Origin of the sequence: Actinoplanes hulinensis (genome assembly GCF_019429605.1) — a bacterium.
GTDB classification, from domain to species: Bacteria; Actinomycetota; Actinomycetes; order Mycobacteriales; family Micromonosporaceae; genus Actinoplanes; species Actinoplanes campanulatus.
Genome location: NZ_JAHXZI010000007.1, coordinates 48,387 through 75,366 on the forward strand (window position 1 = coordinate 48,387; position 26,980 = coordinate 75,366).

At 70.6% G+C, this 26,980-nt stretch carries 21 protein-coding genes and 1 pseudogene; 6 read left to right on the forward strand and 16 right to left on the reverse strand.

All coding sequences use genetic code 11. The features are described from left to right. Positions 1-3: 3 nt before the first annotated feature. From KZ829_RS14430 to KZ829_RS14475, 10 genes and pseudogenes are all read right to left on the reverse strand, one after another. The gene (locus tag KZ829_RS14430; protein ID WP_220144409.1) at positions 4-1,098 is read right to left on the reverse strand and encodes a TniB family NTP-binding protein; all 1,095 of its coding nucleotides are present in this window, start codon (positions 1,096-1,098) and stop codon (positions 4-6) included. Beyond that, positions 1,095-3,068, reverse strand: coding sequence for a TnsB C-terminal domain-containing protein (locus KZ829_RS44485; protein WP_220144410.1), 1,974 nt, complete (start codon positions 3,066-3,068; stop codon positions 1,095-1,097). The genes KZ829_RS14430 and KZ829_RS44485 overlap by 4 nt, the downstream gene beginning before the upstream one ends. Beyond that, positions 3,065-3,811: a TnsA-like heteromeric transposase endonuclease subunit gene (locus KZ829_RS14440; protein ID WP_220144411.1), complete on the reverse strand. Its 747-nt coding sequence runs from the start codon at positions 3,809-3,811 to the stop codon at positions 3,065-3,067. Before KZ829_RS14440 ends, KZ829_RS44485 begins: the two co-directional genes overlap by 4 nt. Positions 3,812-3,983: 172 nt before the next feature. Continuing rightward, on the reverse strand, positions 3,984-5,333 hold the full coding sequence (locus KZ829_RS43955; protein ID WP_220144412.1) for a hypothetical protein: 1,350 nt from the start codon (positions 5,331-5,333) through the stop codon (positions 3,984-3,986). Positions 5,334-5,442: 109 nt separating this feature from the next. After that, positions 5,443-6,156 (reverse strand): annotated as a pseudogene (locus tag KZ829_RS14450) (Ppx/GppA phosphatase family protein); the annotation flags it as partial. 93 nt (positions 6,157-6,249) lie between these two features. Further along, positions 6,250-7,530: a sodium:proton antiporter gene (locus KZ829_RS14455; protein WP_220144414.1), complete on the reverse strand. Its 1,281-nt coding sequence runs from the start codon at positions 7,528-7,530 to the stop codon at positions 6,250-6,252. A 4-nt stretch (positions 7,531-7,534) separates the two neighbouring features. Further along, positions 7,535-8,395: a shikimate dehydrogenase gene (locus tag KZ829_RS14460; protein ID WP_246635640.1), complete on the reverse strand. Its 861-nt coding sequence runs from the start codon at positions 8,393-8,395 to the stop codon at positions 7,535-7,537. Then, the gene (gene dctP / locus KZ829_RS14465; RefSeq protein ID WP_220144415.1) at positions 8,395-9,399 is read right to left on the reverse strand and encodes a TRAP transporter substrate-binding protein DctP; all 1,005 of its coding nucleotides are present in this window, start codon (positions 9,397-9,399) and stop codon (positions 8,395-8,397) included. The genes KZ829_RS14460 and dctP overlap by 1 nt, the downstream gene beginning before the upstream one ends. Before the next feature lie 16 nt (positions 9,400-9,415). Further along, positions 9,416-10,696, reverse strand: a complete 1,281-nt coding sequence (locus tag KZ829_RS14470) for a TRAP transporter large permease (RefSeq protein WP_220144416.1) — start codon at positions 10,694-10,696, stop codon at positions 9,416-9,418. After that, the gene (locus tag KZ829_RS14475; RefSeq protein WP_220144417.1) at positions 10,693-11,217 is read right to left on the reverse strand and encodes a TRAP transporter small permease; all 525 of its coding nucleotides are present in this window, start codon (positions 11,215-11,217) and stop codon (positions 10,693-10,695) included. Before KZ829_RS14475 ends, KZ829_RS14470 begins: the two co-directional genes overlap by 4 nt. 239 nt (positions 11,218-11,456) lie before the next feature. Between KZ829_RS14475 and KZ829_RS14480 the strand changes: the two genes are divergently transcribed. Further along, positions 11,457-12,188 (forward strand): IclR family transcriptional regulator, encoded by a 732-nt coding sequence (locus KZ829_RS14480; protein WP_308285480.1) that lies wholly within the window; start codon positions 11,457-11,459, stop codon positions 12,186-12,188. 5 nt (positions 12,189-12,193) lie between these two features. Here KZ829_RS14480 and KZ829_RS14485 read toward each other — a convergent pair whose 3' ends face one another. From KZ829_RS14485 to KZ829_RS14495, 3 genes are read right to left on the reverse strand one after another with little or no spacing between them, the layout of a single operon-like run. Then, complete coding sequence (locus tag KZ829_RS14485) at positions 12,194-13,216, reverse strand: Gfo/Idh/MocA family protein (protein ID WP_220144419.1); 1,023 nt, start codon at positions 13,214-13,216, stop codon at positions 12,194-12,196. Further along, complete coding sequence (locus KZ829_RS14490; protein ID WP_220144420.1) at positions 13,207-13,644, reverse strand: type II 3-dehydroquinate dehydratase; 438 nt, start codon at positions 13,642-13,644, stop codon at positions 13,207-13,209. Before KZ829_RS14490 ends, KZ829_RS14485 begins: the two co-directional genes overlap by 10 nt. Next, positions 13,641-15,653 carry an outer membrane protein assembly factor BamB family protein gene (locus KZ829_RS14495; protein WP_220144421.1) on the reverse strand — a complete coding sequence of 671 codons (2,013 nt, stop codon included), beginning with the start codon at positions 15,651-15,653 and terminating at the stop codon, positions 13,641-13,643. The genes KZ829_RS14490 and KZ829_RS14495 overlap by 4 nt, the downstream gene beginning before the upstream one ends. A gap of 281 nt (positions 15,654-15,934) precedes the next feature. Here KZ829_RS14495 and KZ829_RS14500 point away from each other — a divergent pair, with 281 nt between their 5' ends. Next, positions 15,935-17,158, forward strand: coding sequence for an RNA-guided endonuclease InsQ/TnpB family protein (locus KZ829_RS14500; protein WP_220144422.1), 1,224 nt, complete (start codon positions 15,935-15,937; stop codon positions 17,156-17,158). Here KZ829_RS14500 and KZ829_RS14505 read toward each other — a convergent pair. After that, positions 17,127-18,857 (reverse strand): thiamine pyrophosphate-binding protein, encoded by a 1,731-nt coding sequence (locus KZ829_RS14505; RefSeq protein WP_220144423.1) that lies wholly within the window; start codon positions 18,855-18,857, stop codon positions 17,127-17,129. The two genes, KZ829_RS14500 and KZ829_RS14505, sit on opposite strands and share 32 nt — an antisense overlap. After that, positions 18,854-20,320, reverse strand: a complete 1,467-nt coding sequence (locus tag KZ829_RS14510; RefSeq protein ID WP_220144424.1) for an aldehyde dehydrogenase family protein — start codon at positions 20,318-20,320, stop codon at positions 18,854-18,856. The genes KZ829_RS14505 and KZ829_RS14510 overlap by 4 nt, the downstream gene beginning before the upstream one ends. A gap of 142 nt (positions 20,321-20,462) precedes the next feature. Here KZ829_RS14510 and KZ829_RS14515 point away from each other — a divergent pair, with 142 nt between their 5' ends. The 3 genes from KZ829_RS14515 to KZ829_RS14525 are packed head-to-tail and all read left to right on the forward strand — an operon-like array spanning position 20,463 to position 23,331. Then, positions 20,463-21,632, forward strand: coding sequence for a CaiB/BaiF CoA transferase family protein (locus KZ829_RS14515; RefSeq protein ID WP_220144425.1), 1,170 nt, complete (start codon positions 20,463-20,465; stop codon positions 21,630-21,632). Next, positions 21,629-22,420, forward strand: a complete 792-nt coding sequence (locus tag KZ829_RS14520; RefSeq protein WP_308285481.1) for a citryl-CoA lyase — start codon at positions 21,629-21,631, stop codon at positions 22,418-22,420. The genes KZ829_RS14515 and KZ829_RS14520 overlap by 4 nt, the downstream gene beginning before the upstream one ends. Then, the gene (locus tag KZ829_RS14525) at positions 22,390-23,331 is read left to right on the forward strand and encodes a ThuA domain-containing protein (RefSeq protein ID WP_220144426.1); all 942 of its coding nucleotides are present in this window, start codon (positions 22,390-22,392) and stop codon (positions 23,329-23,331) included. The genes KZ829_RS14520 and KZ829_RS14525 overlap by 31 nt, the downstream gene beginning before the upstream one ends. Before the next feature lie 6 nt (positions 23,332-23,337). On the opposite strand, the gene KZ829_RS14530 is transcribed toward KZ829_RS14525, so the two are convergent. Further along, positions 23,338-26,067, reverse strand: a complete 2,730-nt coding sequence (locus KZ829_RS14530) for a TIM barrel protein (protein WP_220144427.1) — start codon at positions 26,065-26,067, stop codon at positions 23,338-23,340. Between the two features lie 310 nt (positions 26,068-26,377). Between KZ829_RS14530 and KZ829_RS14535 the strand changes: the two genes are divergently transcribed. Continuing rightward, on the forward strand, positions 26,378-26,896 hold the full coding sequence (locus KZ829_RS14535) for an aromatic ring-opening dioxygenase LigA (protein WP_220144428.1): 519 nt from the start codon (positions 26,378-26,380) through the stop codon (positions 26,894-26,896). Positions 26,897-26,980 lie beyond the last annotated feature (84 nt).

Here is a 26,980-nt window from a genome sequence, read left to right on the forward strand (position 1 = left end):
TGTTCACCTCGATTCCGTCGTGGCCTGGCGGCGCGGCCTGCGGTCGGCCGTGATCGCTGCCTGGAGTTGGTGGCGGGCGGTTTCGGAGGCTTCGTCGATGCGGACGGTGTCCAGCAGGGATTCGGTGAGGACTTCCGCGCCGGTGCGGATGGCCTTGTAGCAGCCTCGGGTAATCAGGGTGATGAACGAGCCGATGTGGCCGGTCGTGCGGGCGAACAGGTAGTCGTCGAGGCCGGCGAGCATCCCCGGGTGTGCTTTGGCGAGCACGAGTTGCCGCTCGGTGGCCTTGAGCAGGCTGCGCCAGCGGCGCCGGCCAGTGGCGTCCCCGATCTGGAACGGCGGGAGTTCCAGACGGGTCCAGCGGCGGGCGATCTGCGCCATGATCGCGCTGTCGCCGGTGAGTCCTTCGGCGAACAGCCGGCGGTCGGCCAGGCCGACGCCGGCGTAGATGAACGTGACGGGCAGTTCGTTTGCCAGCCATTTCAAGTGGTTGGAGACGTCGACGCCGTCACGTCGGTTCGGGTCGATGAAGTGCAGGTCGTCGATGATGCCGATCCTGGTGTGGCAGGAGAGCACGCAGTCGACGGCGAAGGTCGCCAGTTGTGCTGCGCTGGCCCGGTCGGTGCCGGGATGGCCGTAGAACTCGCAGATCATCCGGTTGAGCGTGCGCAGCGTCGTCCGCGAGGTCAGCCCGACCCGAAACACTGGCAGTCGTTCGTGGCCGTCGTCCGTGCGTTCCCCGTGCCTGCGGCGCTGGGTGCGGTCGTAGTCGCGGGCGAACGTGTTGGCGATGGTGGTCTTGCCCAGCCCGGGCAGCGCGTCGATCACCGCGGCCCCCCGCACCCGATCCGGATCTTGGCGATTGGTCGCGACGATCTGGTCGAGTTCCTCGTGGATCGCCGCAAGCTGCGGGGTATTGATCGTGCCGAAGTTGGCGTGCCAGTCATGGCGGGCATCGTCGTAGTCGGCTTTGGCGTCCTGGCCCAGAACGGCGAGTTGCCGCGGGGTCAACGGCTCAGGACGCTCGCGGCTGGGTGCGTCGGCCCAGCGCCGCCAGCCTTCCTTGCGTGACAGGGTGTAGAGCGCGCCGCCGGTCACGCCAGCACCTCGAATGCGTCGTCGTAGAACCCCTCGTCCAGGTCGCCTTCGTCGTCGTCGCCCTCGGCGGCGGTCAACTCGGCGACCGGCGCCGACGGCAAGGCAGGCGTCTGCGACGCGATCGCGGGCAGGGCGGCGTACTCGGCCGACTGCCGCACGGCGATGCGCCGTTCGCGCCGATCGGCGACCAGCCCGGCCTCCCAGCGCTGCAGAAGCTGCATGAGGGCGCCGCCTGCGTCGAAAGCGTCGATGCCGGCGACAGCCAGACGCCGGGCATGCAGGGCAGCCTCGGCCGACAACGGGGTGTCCAGCAGCGGACGATGTTCCCAGTCGAGGTGGTGCCAACGCTGGTCATCGGGGTCCTGGAACCAGACCTGGCGGACGTCGTCCGAGTCGACCCGGATCGGCCACTTGCCGGCCAGAGTGCCGCCGTAGTCGCTGCGGGCGTTGCGGTAGCCGTCGAGGGCCGAACCGTTGTAACGCAGCCCGTTGACCTCGACCCCGTAGTTCTGGATCGTGCGGGCGACCACGGGAAGAAAGTCCAGCGCCAGCTGCGGCGTCGCGGGGACACGCAGCCATCCCGCCTTGCCGACCCCGATCACGAACATCTCCGCCGGAGACAGCTTCAACTGTGGCCACTGTGCGATCGCCAGGCCGTCGTGCTTCGCCCGGTGATAGACCGTGGCGATCCACTCACGGATCACGTCCTCAAGCTCGTGCAGGAACAGGAACGCCTCCTGCTCGACACGCTCGCCGCGCGAGTAGAGGTCCGGGCCCTTGTAGGCGGGCAGGTGCTGAATGAGGCCCTCGCGTAGCGTTCGGAAGAACCGCTCGACGGTGGGCTTGTCGGTGGGTTTGTGTGGCTGCGCCGGCTGGATCGAGATGCCGAGTCGGGTGCAGACCGCCAGCACGTGTGCGGACAGGAACACCTTGCCGTGGTCGACCACCAGCGTTTCGGGTGCGCAGACCGGCGCGGTCGTCGCCTCCGTCTCATCGAAGAGCACCATGGCCGGGACGCCGTGATAGGGCCAGGTCGCGTCCACTGGCCATGACGCCGGAGCCGGCCGGCCGGCGACAGCCTCGTAAAGCACCCCGGCGACGTCGACCGCTTTGGTCGACACCGCGGTGACACGCATCCCGACGATGCACCGGGTGAACAGGTCCTGCGCGACGGTCAACTGGGCGCGGACCCACCGGCAGGTCACCGGTTCCATCGCGAACACGTCCAGGTCCTGGGTGTCCAGGATCAGGTACTCCCCCGGCCGCACTGCCCGCAGCCGGCCGAAAGTGCCTTGCGGTCGATCGGCGATCGATCGACGGCCCTTCGCGCTGCCCGACACGGCGTTTGTCCCCTTGGCCAGCTCCTTCAGGCGCCGGTAGGCGGTCGCGTCCGACGGCTCAGCAACGACTCCCGGACCGTGCCGCTGCACCAGCAGCGCCGCTGCGCGGGCCAGCAACGCCGAGCGGCTCGGTGTCGAGTCGTTGATCTTCTCGGCCATCACGGCGCGGACCGCGTCATCCCAGCGAGGATCGACTCTGCTGCCGCGGCCGCGGATGACCCGGGTATCGACCAGCCCGGCTGCGCCGTCACGGCGATAGGCGGCCACCCAACGTTGCAACGTGCGAACACCCATGCCGAGTTCGGCAGCTTTGGCCTTGATCCTGTCGCGCAGCGGACCCTCGGCGTTGAGCACCTGCCGGACGTGTTCGACGCGCTCGGCAACCTGCTCCTGTTGTGCCCTGGTCAAGCTGGCCAAGGTGGTTCCGATACTGCCCGCGGCGAGCGGCTCGTGGGGCGGCTCGATCGACGTGCAGCCGGCTACCAGGCGGCCGAGGGTCAGGGCGTTGAAATGGCCGGTGCGTTCCAGCCGCACAGTCACAGCGCCGCCGTCGAGTTCCACGATCGTCACCACGTCGCCGTCGAACAGCAACTGGGTGCCGACACGCAGATCGATCACGTTGTCGTTCACGGCTTCATCACCCGCCAGATCGGCGATCCGGCGCTCAGAGGCAACGACAAATCCGTCGCCAACCGGCCGCACCACAGCAAATACAGCAGCACCGGCCGCACCATCTCCGGTACGGCGATCTCCGCTGCGGCGTTCTCGACACCACCGATGCTCAGCTGTCCGTCCACCAGCTCCAGAACAGGCGCGCAGAGTTCAGCGGCGACCGTGAACGGACGCCGGTAACCGGCCAAGAATCGAACGTTCGCGAGCTCGATCGGATCAGCGCCTGACCACTGCTCGAACCGCCAACCGCGCATCCTGACCAGCTCGCTGGTCCAATCGAAGACTTCCCGTACCAGTGGATCGGTCATCCGGCGGGCCGGTTTTACGTCCACCACCGTGACGGCCCCATCACTGTGGCTCAGCAGCAGATCCGGAACATGGCGGCGAACCTTCTCACCGACCGATTCTCGTATCTGGAAGGGTTGGGCAACGATTCCGCTGACGGCAGGGTCGAAATCCGCCAGCAGAATCCGAGCCAGCTCCAGCCGGCTCTCGTAGATCACGTGTGCCCCGGTCGTGGCCGACCAGTACCAACCGGAGTAGAACGTGCGACCCTTGTACCAGCGGAACTCCCGTACCGGCCGAGCCGACTGCAGCTCTGGCAGCTGCGCCCGACCCAGCACGGTATCGACGTAGTCACCACCAGCTGACCTGTACCTGACCCCGACAGAAGCGAGGCGCTTCTCGAAAGCAGTAGACATTGCCCGATCATTTACAGAAGGCAATATCCACTCCCTTCGACTCGCCGCCACTTCTCAGCGACTTGGCGAAACCGCCAAGTAGGCCGCCAGATCGATGAGAAACCGCCATTTCTAATGAGGACCTACACCAACGGCTTTCACGGGTACGGGCACTCGCCGACGGTTCAAGGGGTCAGCCCGGGAACTCGTCGGGGTCGACGTCGGACGAGGAGGCGTTGCCGCCTAAGACCTCTTTGAGGCTGAGCTCCCAGATCGTGTACTGGCGGGAGGTGGTGGTGAACTTGAGGCTGTCGTCGAATTTGCTGAACGCGCATTCGCGGGTGAAGCGTTTGCCGTCCCAGTCCACGCCGCTGGCCAGGAAGACCTGGTAGGTGCCGTCTTTGATGCGGCCGGTCGTGACCTTCTTGTTGCCCCGGATGTAGACGGCGACGGTCGGCTTCTTCGAGCCCACCTTCACCAGTTTGACCACGGTGTCCACCGCGTCGCCGTTGTCGATTTTGAGTTGGCCGCTGCCACCGGTGACGCGGGTCAGGTAGGTCGCGTTGGGCTTGCGGCGGATCTGATCCTTCGTCACGGCGGGCACGAACGAGCCGAATCGGTACTTCGCGGCCGGGTCGGAGGCGGCGAGCGCGGCGGTCGCGGCCCTGAGGCCGGCTGCGGCATCGGCGCGGCCGAGCGCGGCGGCGGCGGAGCCGCCGGTGCAGACGCTGCGGCCTTCCGCGGCTCCGGACACCGAGGACAGCTCGTCCGCCAGTGCGGAGAGCGCGGAGACGAGGTCGCCGTGCGCGGCACTGGCCGCAGCCGGCGCCGTCAGCGCGGACAGCGTGGATTCCTGGGTACGGACCTTCTCGGCCAGGGCATCGGCGGCGCTGGCCACCGCGCGGGGCGTGGTGGCCGCCCGCAGGGCGTTGACGCCCGCGGCCAGTTCCTTGTCGGCGGCGTCCAGTGAGGCCTGGAAGGCGACCGGATCGAGCGGCGGCGCCGCCGCGGCGGCGGCTTCCTCGGTCGGCAGGGTCGCGGTGGTGGTGGAGGTCGTGGTGGTGCCGCTGGTGGTCTCGGTGTCGCTCGCGCCGAAGACTCCGGGTGCCAGGAGGACGCCGCTGAGCAGGACCGTTCCCGCGGCGACGGCGAGGATCCGGGTCCGTGTGCTGAACCGCGGCCGGGCGGGAGCGGCGAAGCCGGGCGGCGGACCACCCGGCGGGAAGCCGGGCGGCGGACCACCTGGCGGGAAGCCGGGGCCGGGCGGCTGACCGTACCCGGGGAAGGCGCCGGCGGGAAGCACCCGGATGAGCACGGGCACGGTTCGTGTGGAGGCTGTGCCGGTGGCCGGGTCGACCCAGGGCAGGTCGACGTTCAGCATCACGCCGTCCGTGGCGCCCGGCGGAAAATAGATCATTGCGGGCTGACCGTCCGGGGATGCCGCGACCGCCTTCGTCGCACCGTTCGCGGCCTCGGCCGCGGTCAGCTCGACGACGACGTGCGCGGGACCGCCGGCGAAATCGCCCCCCGTATTCACATCCATCCTTAGAGTATCGACGGCCCCGTCAACGTAGGCCATCCATGATCTTCAGTACCGGTCGCGGCTGCTGGTCGGTGAGGCGCCACCGCCGGTGGGACGGGGTCGGCACACCGAGGGTGTCCAGCCGGTGCAGGATCACCCCTTCACGCAACGCCCAGGGGCAGATCTGCAGGTCATTGATCTCCAGTGCCCGCATCGCGGCCCCGGCCACCAATGCGCCGGCCACGAGCTGATGGGCGCGGCCGGGGCTCACGCCGTCCAGGTCGGCCAGGTCGGGCGACGCCATCCGGCTGACGTCACCGCGGGCGGGCGGGTCGCCGGGCAGCCGCTGCCGGGTGAGGCGCCCGGCGCCGAGGGGCAGTGACAGCGCCACGTCGGGGTCCTCGTCACGGCCGACCGCCAGCTCCAGGGATCCGCCGCCGATGTCGAGCACCAGGAGCCGTCCGGCGGACCAGCCGTACCACCGGCGGACGGCGAGGAAGGTGTAGCGTGCCTCGTCCTCGCCGGACAGCACCTTGAGGTCGACGCCGGTCTCGGCCCGTACCCGGGCCAGAACGGCCGCCGAGTTGTCCGCCTCGCGCAGCGCGGAGGTCGCGAAGGCGAGCAGCTCCTCGCATCCCGCGATCGTCGCGGTCGCTCTTGCCCGTGCCACGGCGCGCACCAGCCGGCCGGCGCCGGTGTCGGTCAGTCGTCCCGCCTCGACCTGTTCCGCGAGCCGTAGTTGCGTCTTCTCGGACCGCATGGGGTCGGGATGGCCGCCCCGGTGGGCGTCCACGACGAGGAGATGCACGGTGTTCGATCCGACATCCAGTACGCCGAGCCGCATGTCTGGAAGCTAACTCCGGGACGGGGGCGCCGGGACGGACAGGCGGTGAGATTCATCGAGAGTTCGGCAAGTCTTCGCCCGAGAGGCGCACTCTCACTGGAAGAAGAGGTGGGTGGTGGCCGTCAGGATCGGCAGCATGATCAGGGTTGCGGTGCCGGCGTAGGCGAAGAAGTGCGGCATCCGTACGCCTCGGTGTTCGGCGACCTCCTTGACCATCAGGTTCGGGCCGTTGCCGAGGTAGGTCAGCGATCCCATCATCACGGCGCCGCAGGCGATGGGGGCCAGCAGGTCGTCGCCGGCCGGGGCGGCGATCAGGGCGGCGAGGTATTGCGGGTCGGTGACGGCGATGCCGAGCTGCCCGGCGGCGACGGAGGTGAAGGCCAGGTAGGTGGGCGCGTTGTCCAGGGTCGACGACAGGGCGCCGGAGGCCCAGAAGTACTGCCACGGCTGGTGCGGGCCGATCTCGGCGGCGTGGGCGTTGAGCAGGAGCAGCGGCTGGGTCATGGTGACGAACACGCCAACGAAGATCACCGCGACCGAGACGATCGGGCCGAACGTGAAGTGGTTGCCGTCGTGGACGGCCCGGGGTGTGCACCGGTAGGACAGGTAGCCGATCGCGGCGAGCGCCGCCTCGGGTACGCCGAACGGCAACCCGAGAGCGCCCCGGGTCAGCAGGACGGCGACCACGGCCGCGAGCAGGAGCAGGTTGCGCTTGCCGGTGATGTGCGGGGGTTCGTGGGTGAGCAGCTGGTCCATCAGGCCGGTGGCGCGGTCGCGTCGTTCCTCGCGGTTGACGAGGAACTGGTCGATCAGGTTGAACAGCAGGATGAGAGTGCCGTTGACGAACAGCCACGGCGCCCACAGCCGGAGCGTCCAGCCGAACGGAACGCCCTTGAGGAAGCCGAGGTAGAGCGGTGGGTCGCCGATCGGGGTGAGCAGGCCACCGGCGTTGGCGACGATGAGGATGAAGAAGACGACCAGATGGGCCCGGGTACGGCGGCGCGCGTTGGCCCGCAGGAACGGCCTGATGAGCAGCATGGCGGCGCCGGTGGTCCCGATGATGTTGGCGAGCACCGCGCCGATGGTGAGCATGCCGGCGTTGGCGAGGGGTGTGCCGGCGAGCGAGCCGCGGATCTCGATGCCGCCGGCGATGACGAACAGTGCGGCGAGCAGCGACAGGAAGGACACGTATTCGACGATCGAGTGGGTGAGCGCCGCGGTCTGCCCGCTGACCAGCAGGTGGACGGCGGCGGGGACGGCGAGGGCCGTGACGACCAGGGCCTTGTTGGTGAGTCTGCTCCACCATCCGGCGGCGAGCGCCTCGAGCAGTGCGACCGCGGCCAGCAGGAGCACGAACGGCGCCGCGCTCCACATCGGTTCAGGCGCCGGTGCGCAGGAGTTCGGCGGAGTGGGCGAGCATCGCGGCGGGGTCCGCGGTGCGGCCGGTGAACAGTGCGAAGGCGGCGACGGCCTGGTGGACGCTCATCGGGGCGCCGGGCAGGGTGGGCGCCCCGGCGGCGCGGGCGGCCTGGAGCAGGGCGGTGTCGGTGGGCCGGTAGACGAGGTCGGCCACCCACAGGCCGGGGCGCAGGTCGGTGGCGGCGACGGGCGATCCGGGGTGGTGGGCCATGCCGGTCGGGGTGGCGTTGATGACGCCGTCGGCGGTGGCGAGCAGGTCGCTCTGGTCGGCGGGAGCGCCGGTGGTGACCCGGCCGGCGCCGAACCGGCCGGTCAGGGTGCGGGCCAGGGCGGCGGCCCGATCGGGGTCCAGGTCGACGACGGTCAGGCGCCGGGCGCCGAGGACCAGCATGGCATGGGCGACGGCCGCTCCGGCACCGCCCGCGCCGAGCTGTACCACGTGGTCGCGCGCCACCGACGGGAAGTGTTCGGCGAAGCTGGTGCGGAACCCGTACCCGTCGGTGTTGTGGCCTTTGGTGGTCTGGTCGTCGAAGACGACGGTGTTGACCGCCCCGAGCAGGCGCGCTTCGGCGGAGAGGTCGTCGAGGCAGTCGATGATCCGCTGTTTGAACGGGTGGGTGACGTTGAGGCCGCGGTAGCCGAGGGCGCGGGCCCAGCGCAGCAGGTCGGGCAGGTCGCTCGTGTGCAGGCCGAGGGTGTGCGAGTCGATGGTGGTGTAGAGCAGGCGGATCCCGTGCCGGTCGGCCTCGCGCTGGTGCAGCAGCGGGGAGTGGGACTGGCCGATGCCGGCACCGACCAGTCCGATCAGCACGTCCGCCATCAGGCGGAGGCCCGGATGCTCTTGTAGAGTTCCAGGTTCTCGCCGGTGTAGTGGGTGTTGAAGAAGGCCTCGGCCTTGGTGATGAAGGCGTTGCGGTCGATCTGGTCGACTTCGACGACGGTACGGGCAGGGTCGGCCCGCCATCCGTCGAGCACCTTCTCGGTCTCGTCGTCGACGCACCTACGGTTCTCGGCGCGGATGTCGTGGATCGCCGTGAACAGGGCGTCCTTCTGCGGCTGGCTCATCCTGTCCAGCGTCTTGTCGGAGACCACCACGAAGTGGGCGCCGACCTGATGGTTGTTGAGGCTGGCGACTTTGAGGATCTCGTCGAATTTCTGTGCGTGGGTCGCGGTGACCGGGTTCTCCTGGCCTTGGGCGATGCCCTGTTGCAGCGCCAGGTAGAGCTCCTCGACGGCGATGGCGACCGCGTTGGCGCCGAGTGCCTTGGCGTTGGCCAGGAACTGCGGGGTGTTCGGGAAGCGGATCTTCAGGCTGGCGAGGTCCTCGGGTTTGCGGATCGGCTTGGTGGCGGTGAAGGTGCGCATGCCGAAGTACCAGGCGTCCACGATGGTGGTGTCGGTGGCCGTGTTGAACTCGGTGAAGAAGGCCTGGCCGTTCTTGTCGATCCAGGCGAAGAAGTGGTCGATGTCGTTGAAGGCGTAGGCGGCGTCGAGGACCCCGATCTTCGGGAAGGCGGTCGACATGGCCGAGCCGCCCTGGAGGTCGATGTCGATGTCGCCGGTCTGCACGCTGGCGAAGCGTTCGGCGTCCGGTCCGAGCTGGCTGTTCGGGAACATGTCGATGGTGAGGCCCAGGTTCTGTGCCTCGACGCGTTCCTTGAGCAGCTTCATGCCGCAGTAGAAGTTCGGCTGGGTCTCCGGCTGGGAGCTGCCGATCTTGAGGGTGAGGGTGGGGTTCTCACCTTCGGCGGCGGGGGCGTTGCCGGAGGTGGTGCAACCGGCGGTGAGAAGGACGAGGGTCAGGGCGACGGCGAGTCTTTTCATCATTTACTCCCGAATATCAGAATCCGAGCAGATGGGGCAGCCACAGCACGAGGCCGGGCAGTGCCGTGACGAGGATCAGCACGGCGACCAGGGGGACGAGGAACGGGACGATCCCGTGGAACACCTCTTCGACGGGCCGTCCGGTGACCGAGGCGGTGACGAACAGGACGCTTCCGACGGGTGGGGTGAGCAGCCCGATCATCAGGTTGATGATCATGACGACGCCGAAGTAGACGGGGTCGACGCCGAGGCTCACGGCGACCGGCAGGAGCACCGGCACCAGGACGAGGATGGCGGCGGTCGCGTCGACGACGGTGCCGAGGACGAGCAGGACGACGTTGACCATGATCATGAAGATCCAGGGGTCGCTGGACACCGACGTCACGAGCTCGGCCACGCTGCTGGAGACGTGCGCGCGGGTCATGATCAGGCCGAGCAGGGCGGCGGAACCGAGGATCAGCCCGATGCCGCCGGTGATGACGGCCGTCTCCCGCAGCGACTGGATCATGATCTTGACGGTCAGGGTGCGGTAGACCAGGCCGAGCACGATCATCAGGAGCACGGCGACCGACGCCGCCTCGGTCGGGGTGAAGGTGCCGGACAGGATGCCGCCGAGCAGGATGACCGGTACGAACGCGGGGCCGATCGTGCCGATCGCGGCGGCGCGCAACCGGGTGCGGTCGAACGGCACCGAGGTGACGTCGGGGCGGCGGGTGGTCCAGATGTAGACGTACACGCAGAGGCCGGCCGCCATCAGCAGGGCGGGGATGATCGAGGCGGCGAACAGGGCTCCGGTGGAGACGGCGGCGGTCGCGGCGTAGATGACGGCCGGGATGCTCGGCGGCATGACCGGGCTGATCAGCGAGGACGAGGCGGTCAGGCCGGCCGCGAACCGGTACGGGTAACCGGCCTTCACCATGTGCGGGACCTCGATCTTGCCGAGCCCGGCGACGTCGGCGAGGGCGGAGCCGCTCATCCAGGAGAAGCCGACCGCGGTGCCGATGTTGACGTAGGCGAGGTTGCCGCGGATGCGGCCCAGCACGGCGAGGCCGAAGTCGTAGAGCCGGTCGGCGATGCCGAGCCGGTTGGCCATCACCCCGACCAGGATGAACAGTGGTACGGCGAGCAGCGGGAAGCTGTTGAGGCCGTCGAAGGTGGTCTTCAGGGCGAAGCCGCTGGAGTTGCCGTCGGCGAGCGCCCACCAGAGGCAGGGGCCGATGAAGGCGAGCCCGACCGGCACGCGCAGGATCATCAGGACGGTGACGGCGACGCCGATCATCCAGAGTTCGAGGATCATCGGGCCTCCGCGGCGTCGAAGAACTCGTCGGGCCGGCCGGCCAGGAAGATGCGGACGATCGCCCGCACGGTGCCGGAGGCGAAGCCGGCCAGCGGGAACGCGTAGAGCACCCCGATCGGGATCTCCAGCGCGGCGGTGCGGCGGCCGGGGTAGGCGCGGATCAGCGCGTAGGCCTCCCAGACCATCAGCGCGCAGATGGCCGCGGTGCAGACGGCGGAGACGGCCTTGACGACCGTCATGGCCCGGCCGCGCGCCAGGTAGTCGATGATCTGGATGGTGATGTGGCCGTTGTTGCCGACGAGGTATCCGACGGTGACGAACGTCAGGACGATCAGGGAGTAGTTGGCGAGTTCGCTGACGCCCTGCCAGTTGAGTGCCGGCACGTACCGGCTGGCCACCTGCCACAGCACGCTCACGAAGATCACGACGACGGTGAGCGAGGCGATCGTCAGCTCCACCGATCCCCAGACGCGCAGGAACGCCGGTTCACGCCGCTCGGGTGTGGGTGTGGGTGTGGTCAACGAGGAACCTCGCTCTCACGTGGCCATCAGGCGGACCAATTGGACCGCTCAGTGGACTGCGTGTAACGTACGGGCGACCGCAGGTTCTGGCAAGAGGCCGTTACGGATGTGTGAATCCGGGCCGGGGGCAGGAGAATCCGGGTGACACGGCAGGATGGTCCGCGGTCGTGCACCTGGACGCGAGGAGAGTGGAACCTGTGGAGTCGCCGGAGGCCGTTGACCAGCAAGGGGTGCGCAGCGTGCAGCGTGCGCTGGGGATCCTCGGCCTGCTGACCGACGACCGGCCGATCGTGTCGGTCCGCGACATCGTGGAGGCGACCGGCCTGGCCAAGACCACGGTGCTGCGGCTGGTGGCGACGCTGGAGTACAACGGTCTGCTGTGGGCCACCACGAACGGGTACATGGCCGGGCCCGGCCTGTGGCGGTGGGCGCACCTGGCCCGCAAGAGCTGGGAGCTGCCCCCGGAGACCCAGACCGGCATGCGCGAGCTCGCCGCCCGCCAGCGCGAGACCGTCAACCTGTACGTGGCCCGCGACATCTACCGGGTCTGCGTCGCCCAGCAGGAGAGCCCGCAACCGCTGCGGCACGTCGTCCGGGTCGGCGACGAGCTGCCGATGTGGGCCGGCGCCTCGTCCAAAGTGCTGCTCCGCGACGCCTCCCCCGCCCTGCTGGAGCGCATCGCCAAGGCCTCCCCGCACGGCCCCGGCCACGCCGCGGTCATGCGGGAGTGGATCGACGAGGCCGCCGCGGCCGGCTACGGGGAGAGCCACGGCGAGCGCGAGGCCGGGCTGTCCGCGGTCGCCGCACCGATCCTCGGCCGCTCCGGCGGCGTCGTCGCGGCGCTGGCACTGAGCGGGCCGACGATCCGGTTCACCCCGGACCGGGTCACCGCGTTCGCCGCCGACCTGCGGGCGATGGCCCAGCAGATGTCCGAGCGTGGCTTCGACAGGCCGTTCGGCGCCCCCGGCTGAGCGGCTCACCCCAACTCAACGGTCCTGCCGGTGCGCGACGACGCGTACACCGCTTCGACGATCTCCAGAGAGTGGAACGCATCGCGGCCGGTCACGGCAGGTTCGCGGCCGTCCCGTACGGCCGCCACGAAGTCGGCGATCTGGACGGCGTGAAACGGCGCCAGCCGGTCGTGGACGTCGGCGAGCGGTAGGTCGGCGGTGCGGCCCGGCTCGTACCGGAGGATCGGCGGCGGCTCCCCCGGCACGGTCCACACGTCGGTGAAGCCGACGCCCTCCGGATACTCGGTGACGCCCGCCGTGCGCCCGGCCGCGTCCGACACCCAGACCTGGACGCCGAGGCCGGGCCGGAACGTGGTGCCGGCCTGCACGGTGGCGATCGCACCCGACGCGAACTCGATGAGCACCCCAGCCGTGTCCTCCACACCGATGCTCCGGTCGTTCGCAAGCGTGGCGCGGTGCCCGGTCACCCGCCGGGCCCGGCCCAGCCACCACTGGAGCAGATCGATGTGGTGGATCACCTGAGTCATGAGCACGCCGCCGCGCCCCGGCTCGGCGTAGTAGCCGGCGTCGCGGTGCAGGCGGGCCACCACGCCGCCGCTGATCAGCGGGCCCAGCCGGCCGTCGTCGAGGGCGGCGCGGATCCGGGCGGCCGCCGGCCAGAACCGGCGCTGGAAGATCGCCCCGAACCGGATCCCGGCGCCTTCGGCGGCCACGATCATGCGTTTCGCCTGCGCCACGTCGTTCGCGAGCGGTTTCTCACACAGCACGTGTACGCGATGACGCGCGGCCGCCAGGACCCCGGCCTCGTGGGCCGCGTGCGGGGTGCAGACGGTCACCGCGTCCACCCCGCCGGCCAGCATCAACTCGACGTCGGCGAAGACGTGCGGGATGCCGTGCTCGGCGGCGAAGGCGTGCGCCCGCCGCGGCACCACGTCGGCGACCGCGGTCACCTCGACCCCGGCGATCGTCCGCAGTGCCGCCACATGGATGCGGGCGATCGCGCCGCAGCCGAGGACACCTACCCGCATCGCCGGGCCAGCCCGCGCATCCCGAGCTCGTAGACGTCGGCGCCGAACCCGGCCAGGAAACCCCAGGACGCGGCCGCGGTGAGCAGGTTCCGGTAGAGCGGCTCACGGCTGAACACATTCGTCAGGTGCACCTCGACGATCGGTTCGCCGAGCATGCGCAGCGCGTCGTACAGGGCGACCGAGGTGGTGGACAGGCCGGCCGGGTTGATGATGACGGCGGCCTGCTCCTCGTACGCCTCATGCACCCAGTCGATCAGCTGCCCCTCGGCGTTCGACTGCCCGAAGAACAGGTCGAAACCCAGCTCGGCGGCCAGTTCATGGCACCGTTTCCGGATCTCGGCGAGCGTGACCCGCCCGTACAGGTCGGGCTCCCGCCGGCCGAGCATGTCCAGGTTCGGCCCGTTGAGGATGTACAGCCGCCCGGTCACGGCCGGTAGACCTCGACCTTGCCGGTGGAACGCGGGCTCGCCGGATCGTTGAAGAAGTACTCGCCGGGGCGGTCGAACGTGTACGTGAACGACTCCCCCGGCGCCAGCGTCACGTCGAACAGGCCCTCGAAGAACTGGGTGACGCCGCGCGGGCCGGCGTTGCCCGGGTGGTTGGTGAAGGTGACGGTCGTACCCACCGGCACCCGCAGATGGGTGGGCGCCATGCTCGCCACCCCGAACGACTCGGTGGTGCCGGTGGCGGTGCGGCCGATCACCACGGCCGTGCCCTCGACCGGGCCACCGGAGACCGGGCGGCGGATCACCGGAGGCGGCGGGGCCGGCACCGGGCCGAGCGACCCGCCGATCTCGAACGCCCACAGGAAATCCCCACGAGGAGCCGAGTTCCCGTACGGAATGCTGGTCCCGCCCGCGTAGACGGCCAGATACTCGCGGCCGCCGGCCCGGTACATGATCGGGCTGGAGCTGATCGCCGCCCCGGTCTGGAACCGCCACAACTCACGGCCGGTGCACGCGTCCATGGCGAGCAGGTTGCCGTCCGGCTGTCCGATGAACATCAGATCGGTGGCCGTGGTGAGGATGCCGTTGCCGTGCGCCAGCGAGTACGGCATCCGCCGCTTCCACCGCACCCGGTTGGTGCTGACGTCGACCGCCACGATGCCGCCGGTCTGGTACTCCCCCGGCGGCCGCAGCCCGTTGGCGGCCTCGGTGAGCGAGTGCGCCGCCGCCACGTACCCGAATCCGGTGTAGACCAGGCCGGTGCGGTGGCTGAACGACAGATGCGACCAATCGGCGCCGCCGCCGTGACCGGGAATGGACAGGACCGGGGTGTCCCAGTGCGGGTCGTAGAGGGCGCCCTGGACGTAGTTGGGGACCGCCCGGTTCGGGTCGCCCGGCACCGACGTGCCCAGCGGCTGGTCGGCGACCCGCTGCTCGGTCCAGCCGCCCTGCACCGGGAACGGCTGGGTCGGCCACGTCTTCTGCCGCGGCTCCTGCGGGACGGGCCGTTCCACGATGCCGAGCGGGGCGGTGCCGTCGGTGCGATCGAGGATGAAGTACATGCCGGACTTGCTGCCGTAGACGACCACCTTCCGGTTACGCCCGTGGATACGGACGTCGGCCAGCACCGGCGACATCACGTTGTCCATGTCCCAGATGTCGTGGTGAACCGACTGGAAATGCCAGCGGTAGGCGCCGGTGCGCAGGTCCAGGGCCACCAGCGAGTTGGCGAACAGATTCTGCCCGCCCCGCGCCGACCCGTCCTGCGACGAGTTGCTGCCCCGGGCGTTACCGAACGTCCAGTACGTCAGGCCCAGCGCCGGATCGACGGCCGGATGGATCCACGGGGTGGCCCCGCCCTCCGCCCACGAGTCACCCTCCCACGTGTCGTTGCCGAACTCCCCGGGCCCGGGCGTGCCCCAGAAATGCCACACCACCTCACCGGTACGGGCGTCGACGGCGAGGGCGGCGCCGCGCGGGCCGTCGTTGGTGCCGCAGAACAGCAGACCGTCGTGATAGACCACGGCGACCTTCTCGATGTTGCCGTACCCGTTGATCTGCCGCTCCCAGACGACCTGCCCGGTCCGCTGGTCGAGGGCGATGACGTAGTTGTCGTTGGACTTGGTGAACACGTGCCCGCCACCGACCGCGACCCCGCGGCGGGTGAGAGCGCCACGGATCTGCTCGTAACGCCAGCGGGTCTGCCCGGTGACACCGTCGACGGCGATGACGTTGCCGAGCGCCGACTCGATGTAGAGGACACCGTCGACGGCGACCGCGGTGCTCTGACTGTTGCCGGTGCGCAGCCCGCCCTCGACCGAGTTCATCCAGGCGCCGCGCAATCCGCGTACGTTGCCGGGGTTGATGCGGCGCAGCCCGCTGTAGTTCTGATTGCCGAGGTTGCCGCCGACCTTGGGAAAGTCGGCGTCGCCGGGGGTGTCGAAACGGCTCAGGTCGGCCGCGGACGGCTCGCGATGGGATTGCGCGGGCACCGGGGTCGCCGCCGCGGCGGCAACCCCCTTAAGCAGGGATCGACGGTTCATCGAAAGCCTTCCGTGGAAACCCCGGCTTTGGCCGTGGGGAGAATCGGATTAACTACGGAGCAGGTCAGGGGTAGCCCATCCGCCGCCAAGGCGGATGGGTGCCTGGATCGTCTGCGGCTCCGCGATGGGGCGTTACGTTCGGCGCGGACTCCCCGGCTGATCTGTTTCAGCCGGTCGTCGACCAGCCCGCAGGTGACGTCTGAACGGCCTCGAGGGTTACAGTGACCACTGTGGTCGAGACAGTGCGTTACACCTACCGCCTGCGGCCCGGCCGCACGGCGCAGGCGGTACTGCTCGACGAGTGGGGCCGCTGCCGTTGGCTGTGGAACGAGGCCGTCCACCAGCAGAGAGCCGGCCGTAAGCCGACAGCCGGCAAACTGTCGAACATGCTGACCGAGGCCCGGGGCCGTAACGCCTGGTTGCGATCCGGGTCGCAGGTCGCCCAGCAGCAGACCCTGCGCACCTACGCCACCGCCCTGGACCACTCTTTCACGGTCAAAGGCCGGGGCCGGCCGAAGAAGAAGCGGCTCAAAGACGCGCTGCCGAGCCTGGGGTACACCACCCGGGGCTTCTCGATCAAGGACGGCCGTTTGTGCCTGCCCGGCAAGGTCATTGTCCCGGTCGTCTGGTCCCGTGAACTGCCGTCCGATCCGACCAGCGTCCGCGTCTACCGCGACAACCTCGGCCACTGGTATGCGTCGTTCGTGGTCCGCCGTGACACCGGCGATATCCCGGAACCCGATCTGCCGGGAATCGGTGTGGACTGGGGTGTGAAGACCACCGCCACCACCACCGATCCGGCGTTCGACCTGCCGCACCTGGGCCACCGTAAACGCTGCGCTGCCGAACGGGCCAAGGCCCAGCGCAAGATGGCCCGCCGTCGCCGAGCGAAGGGGCAGGCCCCGTCGAAGGGTTACCAGACGGCGAAGCGGCAGGCCGCCCGCATCGAGAAGAAGGCAGCCCGGCAGAACACCCACGACGCCCGAGTCTGGGCCAAGCAGATGGTTGACCATCACAGTCTGATCGCCGTTGAGGACTTCAAGCCGACGTTCCTGGCCAAGTCCCGGATGGCCCGTAAGGCCGCCGACGCCGCGATCGGCGCCTGCAAACGAGAACTGATCGACCGCGGCAAGCGGGCGGGCCGGAAGGTGGTGCTGGTGCCGCCCGCCTACACCACGATGACCTGCTCCGGGTGCGGCGAGAGAGCCAATCACCGCCTCGGACTGGGCGCACGCATCTTCGAGTGCCCGGCCTGCGGATACACCGCCTGCCGCGACCTCAACGCCGCGAGGACGATCCTCGCCACGGCCGAACGCGACCGTGCCAGTGCCGACGACGTAAGACATCAGATCGCCTCCCTCCGGGACGGTGGACCGGATGCGGTCCGAGCTGGGAATCCCCCGGATCCATCCGGGGGAGCCGTTAATCGAAGACTCCCTGGTAGATGTCCTTGATGTTCCAGTGGCCCGGGGTGGGCACCGGCTCGTTGACCATCGGTACGTCGATCACCGCGGGCCGCCGGGCCGCCAATGCCGCACGCAGCGCGTCACCGAAGTCGGCGGCGCTCGCGACCGGGTAGCCGTCCGCCCCGCAGGCCCGGCCCAGCGCCGCGAAGTCCGGGCTGTAGGCGGAACCGTCCGGCGCGGTGAAGTCGCATCCGAACCCGCTCCCGAAGCTGGCCGTCTGGAGGTCGCTGATGGTGCCGTGGGAGCGGTTGTTCATCACCACGAAGATCACCGGTGCGCCCTGTTCGACGGCCATCGGCAGCGCCGGCAGCTGCGCGCCCATGCCGCCGTCGCCGATCAGCGCGACGACGGTGCGGTCCGGTTCGGCGATCTGCACCCCGACCGCGGCGGCCGGCCCGAACCCCATGGTGGAGGCGCCGCCCGGGGTGATGAACCGGCCCTCGGCGGGCAGCTCGTAGCACTGGGCGACACCGTTCTTGTTCCATCCCACGTCGGTGACCAGCACCGCGTCAGGGGGCAGGATCGCGCGCAGGTCGGTGAGGATCCGCTCGGGACGCAGCGGGAAGTTGTCGCTCGCCCCACGGCCGCGGCTGTCGGCGAACAGGCTGCGGCGGGCCGCCGTGATGGTCTCGCGCAGGCCGGTACGCCGGTGCGGTTGTGGCCGCTTCGCCCGTACCGCAAGATCGATGGCCCGGGTGGCGCGGGAGATGTCGGCGACCGCCCCGATCTCCACCGGGAAGTTGCGGCCGATCTCGGCCGCGTCGATGTCGATCTGGATCAGCTTCCCGGGCGGGAACTGCCAGGTGTAGCGGCGGTCCCACGAGCTGGCGTCGGTCTCGGCGAAGCGGGTCGCGCAGGCCAGCACCACGTCGGCCTCCCGGGTGTGCCGGTTGGTCAGCTCCAGACCCCAGAAACCCGGCATGCCGAGCAGCAGCGGATGGTCGTCGGGCAACGTGCCCTTGGCCATCAGCGAGTGCACCACCGGGATGTCGAGATGCTCGGCGAGCGAGCGCAGCGCGTCCAGGCCCGGCCCGCGCCGCAGCCCTCCGCCCACATAGATCAGCGGGCGCTCGGCCGCCAGCAGCAGATCGGCGATGCGGTCGGCGGCCTCGGCGGGCAGGTCCGGCTTTTCCAGGACCCCGAGGGGGTACGCGTGAGCGCTCGCCGTGACCGGCCTGGAGAAGTGGTCCATCGGCACGCTGAGCAGCACCGCCCCGGGCCGCCCGGACGCGGCCGTCCAGAACGCGCGCTCGGTGAACCGGGCCAGGTCGCCGGCCCGGTGCACCTGCCACGCGCGTTTGACGAACGGCCGGTAGATGGCGGTCTGGTCGGCGTCGGCGTGCAGGTTCACCTCCTGGTGCGGGTGCCGGCCGCGGTAGTAGGAGGGGATGTCGCCGGCGATCGCGACCAGCGGCACCGAGTCGAGGGCCGCGGTGAGCACGCCGGTGACCGCGTTCGTCATGCCGGGGCCGACATGCAGCAGCACCACCCCGGTACGGCCGCCGGCCCGGGCGTACCCGTCGGCGGCGTGCGCGGCGGCCTGCTCGTGGCGGGCGATCACGAACCGGATCGAACTGCGGGAGATCGCGTCGAGCAGGGCGATGTTGGTGTGCCCGCAGGTGCCGAAGACGTACTCGACGCCGTACGACTCCAGCTGGGTCACCATGGCCTCGGCAGCGGTGGTCATCGGGGACCCTCCTGGTCGCCGAACAGGGAAAGGCCGCGCAGCATCAGCGTCTTCACCACCGTGTAGTCGTCGATCATCCAGCGTGGGGACTCCCGGCCGAACCCGGAGTCCTTGACCCCGCCGAACGGGACGTGGTCGAGGCGGAAGTTGGACGACCCGTTGACGATCAGGCCGCCGACCTCCAGTTCCCGCCAGGCGGTGACGACCCGGCGCAGGTCGTGGGTGAACAGGCCGGCCTGCAGCCCGTACCGGCTGTCGTTGCAGGTGGCCAGGACGTCGTCGAAGTCGTCGAACGGTGAGACGCTGACCACCGCGCCGAACACCTCGTCACGGATCAGCCGGGCGTCCGCCGGTGGGTCCGCCACCACGGTCGGGGTGACCGTGGCCCCGTCCCGGTCGCCGCCCGTGGTGATGGTCGCGCCGGCGGCGGCCGCCTCCCGCGCCCAGCCGACGACGCGTTCGGCCGCGCCGTCGTCGACCATCGAGCCGACCGCGGTGGCCGGGTCGAGCGGGTCGCCGACCCGCAGCTTGCGCACCCGTTCGGTGAACAGGTCCAGGAACTCGGCGTAGCGGCGCCGGTCCACGTAGACGCGCTGCACCGAGATGCAGCTCTGCCCGGAGTTGCTGTAGCCGGTGGCCGCGCAGATCGCGGCGGCCGCGGCCACGTCGGCGTCCTCGCAGACGATCGTGGCGGCGTTCCCGCCGAGTTCCATGACCAGGCGTTTGGCGCCGGCGGCCCGGGCCACGGCCGCGCCGGTGGCCGGGCTGCCGGTGAAGCTGATGACGGCCACCTCCGGGGCCGCGCTGAGCGCCGACCCGATCTCGGCGCCGCCGTGCAGCATCTGGACCGCCTCGGCCGGCATCCCGCAGTCGAGCAGCAGCCGGACGACGGCCGCCGATGACGCCGGGGCCTGTGGTGGCGGTTTGACGATGGTGGTGTTCCCGGCCGCGAAGGAGGCGCCGAGCTTGTGGGCCAGCAGGTTGGCCGGCGCGTTGAACGGGGTGATGGCCAGGGTCACGCCGGCCGGCGCCCGGTAGGTGAGCGCGGTGGTGCCCACGCCGCGCGCCCAGCCGGCGACCGGCAGCACCTCTCCGCCGAGCCGCCGGGCCTCGGCCGCGGACACGGCGAAGGTGTCGGCGACCCGGTCGATCTCACCGCGGCCGTCCTGGACCGGTTTGCCGAGTTCGAGCGCCAGCAGCCGGGCGAGGTCGTCACGGCGGCGGGACGCCTCCGCGGCCGCGCGGTCCAGGACGTCCGCCCGCGCGGCCGGTGACATGCGGGCCACCGTCCTGGCGCCGGTGCGGGCGTACCGCAGGGCGGTCTCGACGTCGCGCTCGCCGGCCTGCCGGGCGGTGCTGACGACGCGGCGCAGCCAGGGGCCGACGCGATCCACCCGCGGTCCGCCGGTCACCCAGCCGCCGGCGATGAGGCATCCGGCCTCGGTGATCTCGTGTTCGGTCATCGCCACTCTCCTCGCGTGGACCGCTTGGTGGTCCTTCTAGACCGCTCTGTGGACTAGGTGTAACGTACGGGCCGCGAGGTTCCCTGGCAATGACTCACACCGATCGATCGCCTACGGCCTTACCGACCGAAGGGCACCCCACATGGATGACGACCGACCGCTGCACGGCGTCCGGGTCCTCGACCTGACGAACGTTCTCGCCGGGCCCTACTGCGGCTACCAGCTGATGCTCCTCGGCGCCGAGATCGTCAAGATCGAACGGCCCGGCGAGGGCGACCTGGCCCGCTCGCTGGGCCCCGAACCGGACCTCAACCGGACCGCGCTCGGCGCCTCGTTCCTGGCCCAGAACGCCGGCAAGAAGTCGGTCGAGCTCGACCTCAAGGACGCGCACGACCGGGCCGTCTTCGAGGACCTCGCCCGGGACGCCGACGTGCTGCTGGAGAACTTCCGCGCCGGCGTCCTCGACCGCATCGGCTACGGCTGGGAGGTGCTGCACCGGCTCAACCCGCGCCTGATCTACTGCGCCATCTCCGGGTTCGGGCAGACCGGGCCGATGCGCTCCGCCCCCGCCTACGACCAGATCATCCAGGGCCTGTCCGGCATGATGAGCGTCACCGGCACTCCGGACACCGTCCCGCTGCGGGTCGGCTTCCCCGTCTGCGACACGGTCGGCGGACTGGTCGCCGCCATGTCGATCGCCGCCGCGCTGGCCGGGCGTACCCGTACCGGGAAAGGGGTCTTCCTCGACGTCTCCATGCTGGAGACGTCACTGTCGGCAATGGGCTGGGCCACGTCGAACTACCTGGTCAGCGGGATCGCGCCGGAGCCGATGGGCGACCAGAACGCGACCGCGGCGCCGTCCGGCACCTTCCGGGCCGCCGACGGGCCGCTGAACATCGCGGCGAACCGGCAGGAACAGTTCGAGACCCTGTGCCGGCTCATCGACCGCCCGGACCTGCCCACCGACGAGCGGTTCGCCGACCGGGAGGCCCGCAAGCGGAACCGGGCCGTGCTCAACGAGGAGATCAACACGGCGCTGCGGCGGCGGACCGCGCTCGACTGGGAGCGGCTGCTGGCCGGCGCCGGGGTGCCCGCCGCCCGGATCCTGACCGTGGCGCAGGCCCTGGAACTCGACCAGCTCAGCGAACGCGGCTTCGTCACCGAACTGCCGTTTCCCGGGCAGCCGCGGCGCACCCTGCGGGTCGCCGGCAACGGCGTCCTCGTCAACGGGGAGCCGTTGCGGCCGCCGGGACCGCCGCCGCTGCTGGGCGAGCACAACGCCGAATTCACCTCGGAGGTGACCGCGCCGTGAACGATCCGTCGCTGCGGGACGTGGCCGACTGGTGGGCCACCGCCGTCTCCCGCGTCGAACCCAACCGCATCGAACTGCGTGGCCGGCCCGTCCAGGACCTGATCGGCACGGCCGGCTTCACCGACATGATCTGGCTGATGCTGCGCGGCGACCTGCCCACGCCCGGCCGGCGGCGGCTGCTGGAGGCGGCGCTGGTGTCGTCCGTGGACCACGGGCCGCACGCGCCGTCGATCGCGGTCGCCCGGATGGCCGCGACCTGCGGCATCGGCCTGAACAACGCGGTCGCCACCGGGGTCAACCTGCTCGGTGACGTGCACGGCGGCGCCGGGGAACAGTGCATGCGGATGCTCGGCGAGATCACCGCCGGCGCCGACGCCGCCTTCGTCGTCGGCCGCTGGCGGGCTTCGTCCCGCTACCTGCCCGGTTTCGGGCACCGCTTCCACACCGTCGACCCGCGCCGGGACCCACTGCTCACGCTGGTCGAGCAGGCGGTCGCGGACGGTGTCGTGGACGGCGCCCACCTGCGCGCCGCCCGGGCGGTCGAGCGGATCCTCGCGCCCGTACCGATCAACATCGACGGTTGCACGGCGGTCGTCTACGGCGAGCTCGGCTTCGCTCCCCCGCTGGCCCGCGGCCTGTTCGTCCTCAGCCGCAGCGTCGGGATCCTCGCCCACGCCTGGGAGGAGACCGGTCAGGGCCGCCGCAACAAGGGCCCGATACCACCGTCGATCCTGCCCACCCACCTGGGAGACGACCCATGCACAGGAGAAGACTCCACGCCTACCTGACCGCCGCCCTCACCCTTGCCCTCCTGCTCACCGCGCACGACCGGCTCCGCCCGACCGCCGCCGCGCCCGCCGACAGCGCCGACCACGGCGTCTGCCGCGGCACCGACCCCCGCTGCTACCACGACTGGGGCAACTTCGACCCGGCCACCGACGGCTACCGGGTGCTCGTCTACAGCCGTACCGCCGGGCCCCGCCACGCCCACCTCGGCCCGGCCCTGCCCGCCGGGCTCAATCCCCCGCTCACCCCGGCGAACGCCGCGCAGAGCGCCCTGGTCAGGCTCGGGGCGGAGAACGGCTTCGCGGTCGACTGGACCGAGGACGTCACCCAGCTCAACTCCCCCGCCCGCCTGTTCCGGTACAACGCGGTCGTCTTCATGAGCACCACCCGCGACGCCCTCGACGACCCGGCACAGACCGCCCTGCGGCAGTACATCCGCGGCGGCGGCGGATTCGCCGGCATCCACAACGCCTTCGGCACCGAATACAACTGGCCCTGGTACGAGGGCCTGCTCGGCGACGCCAACTACTACGACCACGGCCGCAACCAGCCCGGCACGGTCGTCACCACGAGCCGCCGCGACGCGTCGACCGCCGGGCTGCCGGCCCGCTGGGACTTCACCGACGAGTGGTACAACCTGGTGCCCTTCCCCAGCCGGGTGCGGATCCTCGCCACGGTGGACGAGAGCACCCTGCCGGACGGGGCGACCGGCGGCAGCGGCCATCCCGGCCACGGCCGCAACCATCCGGTCTCCTGGTGCCAGTACTACGACGGCGGCCGGTCCTGGGTGACCACGCTCGGGCACGCCGTCGAAGCGTGGACCGACGCCCCGACGGCCGGTGACACCTACTTCGTCCAGCACGTTCTCGGCGGCATCGAGTCGGCCATGGGCCGCCGGCCGTTCTGCCGCTGACCCCGGTCAGCCCGCCGTCACGGTGGCGTCCAGGCGCCGCCGGGCGGCGGCGATCGCCAGCCGCGCGTGCTCCCGGCCGCCGACCTGCGCCGACAGCTGAGCGCGGGGGATCTCCAGGGCGTACGGGATACCCGCGGGCAACGCCGAGAGGATCCCGTCGAGATCGATGCCGCCGTCGCCCGGGTACAGCCGCTCGAAGCGGGCCGTGTGGATGAGCTCCGCATTGGTCGGCGGCACCCCGGCCGGCGCGTCGCAGACGTGCGCGAAGTGGAACCAGTGCGCCGGCAGCTCCCGCAGGTCCGCGACGCTGGACCCGGAGCGGGCGAAGTGCAGCAGGTCGACGAGGATGCCGCCGTTGGGCTGGCCGGCGGCCCGCAGCACCCGTGCCGCCTCGGCCAGGTCCGGCGTCTCGGTCCAGGACGGGAACTCCAGGTCGACGGTCAGCCCGAGCGGCCGGGCCATCTCGCACAACCGCGCGAACCGGTCCACCTTGCGGGCCCGGTCCGGATCGGGCAACTGGGTGATGACGTGCCGGGCGCCGAGTTCCGCCCCGGCCTCCAGGAACCGCTGGAAGTCGCGCGGATCCTCGTCCGGCCCGATCCGGGCCAGCTCGATGTCGAGCACCTCCACACCGGTGGCCGCCAGCCGCACCTTCGTCGTGCGCATCAGTGCCGGATCGGTGGCCAGCGGATAGTGCGGCTCCTGCGGGGTCACCTTCGTCAGCCGGATCCCCACATAGCGGTAGCCCGCCTCGGCGGCGGCCTCGACCAGTTCGGGAGGTGACAGGCTCAGCGCGGTCAGGTGCGCGAGCGAGTAGTCGCGTGGCCCGCCCCCTTTCTCGGCGCGCAGACCGAGCAGGCGCCGGTGCCGGTGCGCGGCCATCCGCACCGGGACGGACGCGAGCGCGCCGTAGCCCCCGTAATCGCCGATGCGCTGCACCACCTCGAAGAACAGCCGGGATCCGAGCATCTCGGTGTAGAAGTGCAGGTACTCACCGTCGTCGTCGCTGTCGTACAGGATCGAGAGATCCCGCAGAGCCGCCAGCAGATCCGGCGGTGGAGCGAGCCTGGCGTCCAGATCGTCGTAGTAGTTGTCCGGGATCCGCAGCACCGGGGCGCCGAGCTCGCGCATGGCCCGGGCGCTGGCGATCACGTCGTCGCTGACGAACGCGACATGCTGTGGGCTCGGAATCCCCGGCGCCCAGCTCCCGCGGCGCAACGGAGCCGTGTTCAGGGTGATCCGGACGGTGTGCGCCGCATCGGTGGCCGACCTGCTGCGCAACAGCCCGAACGGCGCCGCGATCTCGGTGGTGGGCCCGGAGCACAGCCCCAGCACCGACCGGTAGAACAGGGCCGACTGGTCGAAGTCGTCGACCGACTCGGTGAGCGCGATGTGGTCGGTGGCGGTGACCAGCCCGTCGGCACGCGGCGTGTCCCCGGTCGGCGTGAAGTCGGCCGGCCAGCCGGGGCCGTCGCCGCCGGCACGGCAGAAGAACACGGCGGTTCCGTCCGGTGCGGCCACCGAGCTCAGGTCGGCCTCCCCCGGCTGCCGGACCCGGGGCAGCACCGGCGCGAGCAGCCGGTCGGCACGCTGAGCCGACCGGGGTGGATCGTCGCTCTCCACCGCCAGGGCGCAGATCAGTGCCGTACCGGGCGGCACCGTCCGCTGTGGCGCGAAGTTGAGCAGCAGCCGGGCCCGGCCCTGCTCCCACAACTGCACCGGCTTGGACCGGTGCTGGCCGGTCCGGGCGAACCCGAGCGCGGTCAGGGTCCGCGCCACGACCGGCCCGGAGACCTCGTCGACGGCGAGTTCGGTGAAGACGTGCCCGCCCAGACGGGGCGCGGCCGGCAGCCCGGTGGCCGGGCCCGCACCCGCGGTGGCCTCCTGGAGGGCGAGCAGCGACCGCATCCCGTCGATGGCGGCCTGTCGCGGGTCGGCCTGGCGGTAGATGTCGTTGAACACCTCGAGCGAGAACGGCCCGGCATAGCCGGTGCGCCGCACCTGGTCGGCGAACGCGGCCAGGTCGAAGGAGCCCAGCCCGGGGAACAGCCGGTGATGCCGGCTCCACTCGACCACGTCCATCTTGAGGCGGGGCGCGTCGGCCAGTTGCAGGTGGAAGATCTTGGCGCCGGGTATCACCGCGATCCCGGCCGTGTCGTCGTCCCGGGACAGGACGTGGAAGCTGTCCAGGCAGAGCCCGAGAGCCGGATGATCGGCACGGCGCACGATCCGCCACGCGTGTGCGTAACTGTCGACGTACCGGCCCCAGGCATGCGCCTCGTAGGCGATCCGCAGGCCCCGTCGCGCCGCCCGCTCGGCGAGCGCGAACAGTTGCTCGGCGGCGAGATCGTCGTCGTCGACGGCATCGGCGGACGCCGACGAGCACACCAGCAGCGTGCCCGCGCCCAGCTGCTCCAGCACGTCGAACTTGCGCTCGGCACGCCGCAGATTGGACCGCAGAATGTCCGGCGCGACCGCCTCGAAGTCACGGAACGGCTGGTAGACGTCGATCGACAGATCGCGGCGGGCGCACTCCTGCCGGATCCGCGACGGCGACCAGGCCGACGCGATGAGGTCACTCTCGAAGATCTCGACACCGTCGAACCCGGCCGCGGCGGCGGCCGCCAGCTTATCCTCGATGGTGCCCGACAGACAGGCGGTGGCGATCGACAGCCGCCGGTCGCCGGCGGGCACGGTTGCCCGGTCGCGGACCCCGTCATGTTCGGCGATGAGCATGACCGCTCTGCCTTCCCGCGCGACGACAGGCTCGGCGTGGTCCGCCAGGCGGTCCATCCGATCCGAAATAACGTACTAGTTAGTTAGTTATAGCGGACGGCCACGGACCTGGAAAGAGTTCACCGGCGGACGCCGTCGGCGGGCCAGGGCCTTCCCCTGGTCAGGACCTTCGGCCCGTACCTGTCGGCCCTACTGCGCAGTGCCCCGGGACCGCATTCTTATTTGCGTAAGCCGACGATCGAACCCCGGCCGAACACCAGGCCGGAGGGACCGACAAGGGATAGAACGATCACCTAACGGGGAGTAAGTCATGACCGCAATCGCCCACGAGGTCAGCCGGACCGCTGCGGGTAGTGCTGTTCGCAGTTCGCGGAAGTCCGCTCGCGGTTCGGGCGGTGCCGTTCGCTGGATCGGCATCGTGCTGTCGCTCGCCGGCCTGGTCATGATGGCCGCCGGAGCCACCACCTGGTTCACCGTGCAGTCGCAGCTCGCCGACGAGCGGATCACCGTCTCCGCCGACGCCGACTGGTTCGCCGGCGAGAAGATCGACGGCCCGCTGACCGCCTACTCCGAGGCCCAGATCATCGAGAAGCACGCCCTCAAGGCGAGCGGCGGCAAGACCTACGCCGAGCTCGACAAGGAGGACCCGGTCCGGGCCACCGTCATGAACGGCTCCTTCCTGCGCGCCTCGCTGTTCACCTCGGTCGTCTCGTTCGGTATCGCCGCGATGGTCGTCGGCCTGGGCTTCGTCATCTCGCTGGCCGGCTACGCGCTGTTCCTGATCGGCCGGCGCCCCGTCGCCGCCACCGACCCGGCTCCCACCGCCTGACATAGAACGACCCGAGAGAAGCGGGGCCCCGGGGAACCCCCGCGCCCCCGGGCCGCCGAGTGGGTGTGGCGCCCGGGGACGGGG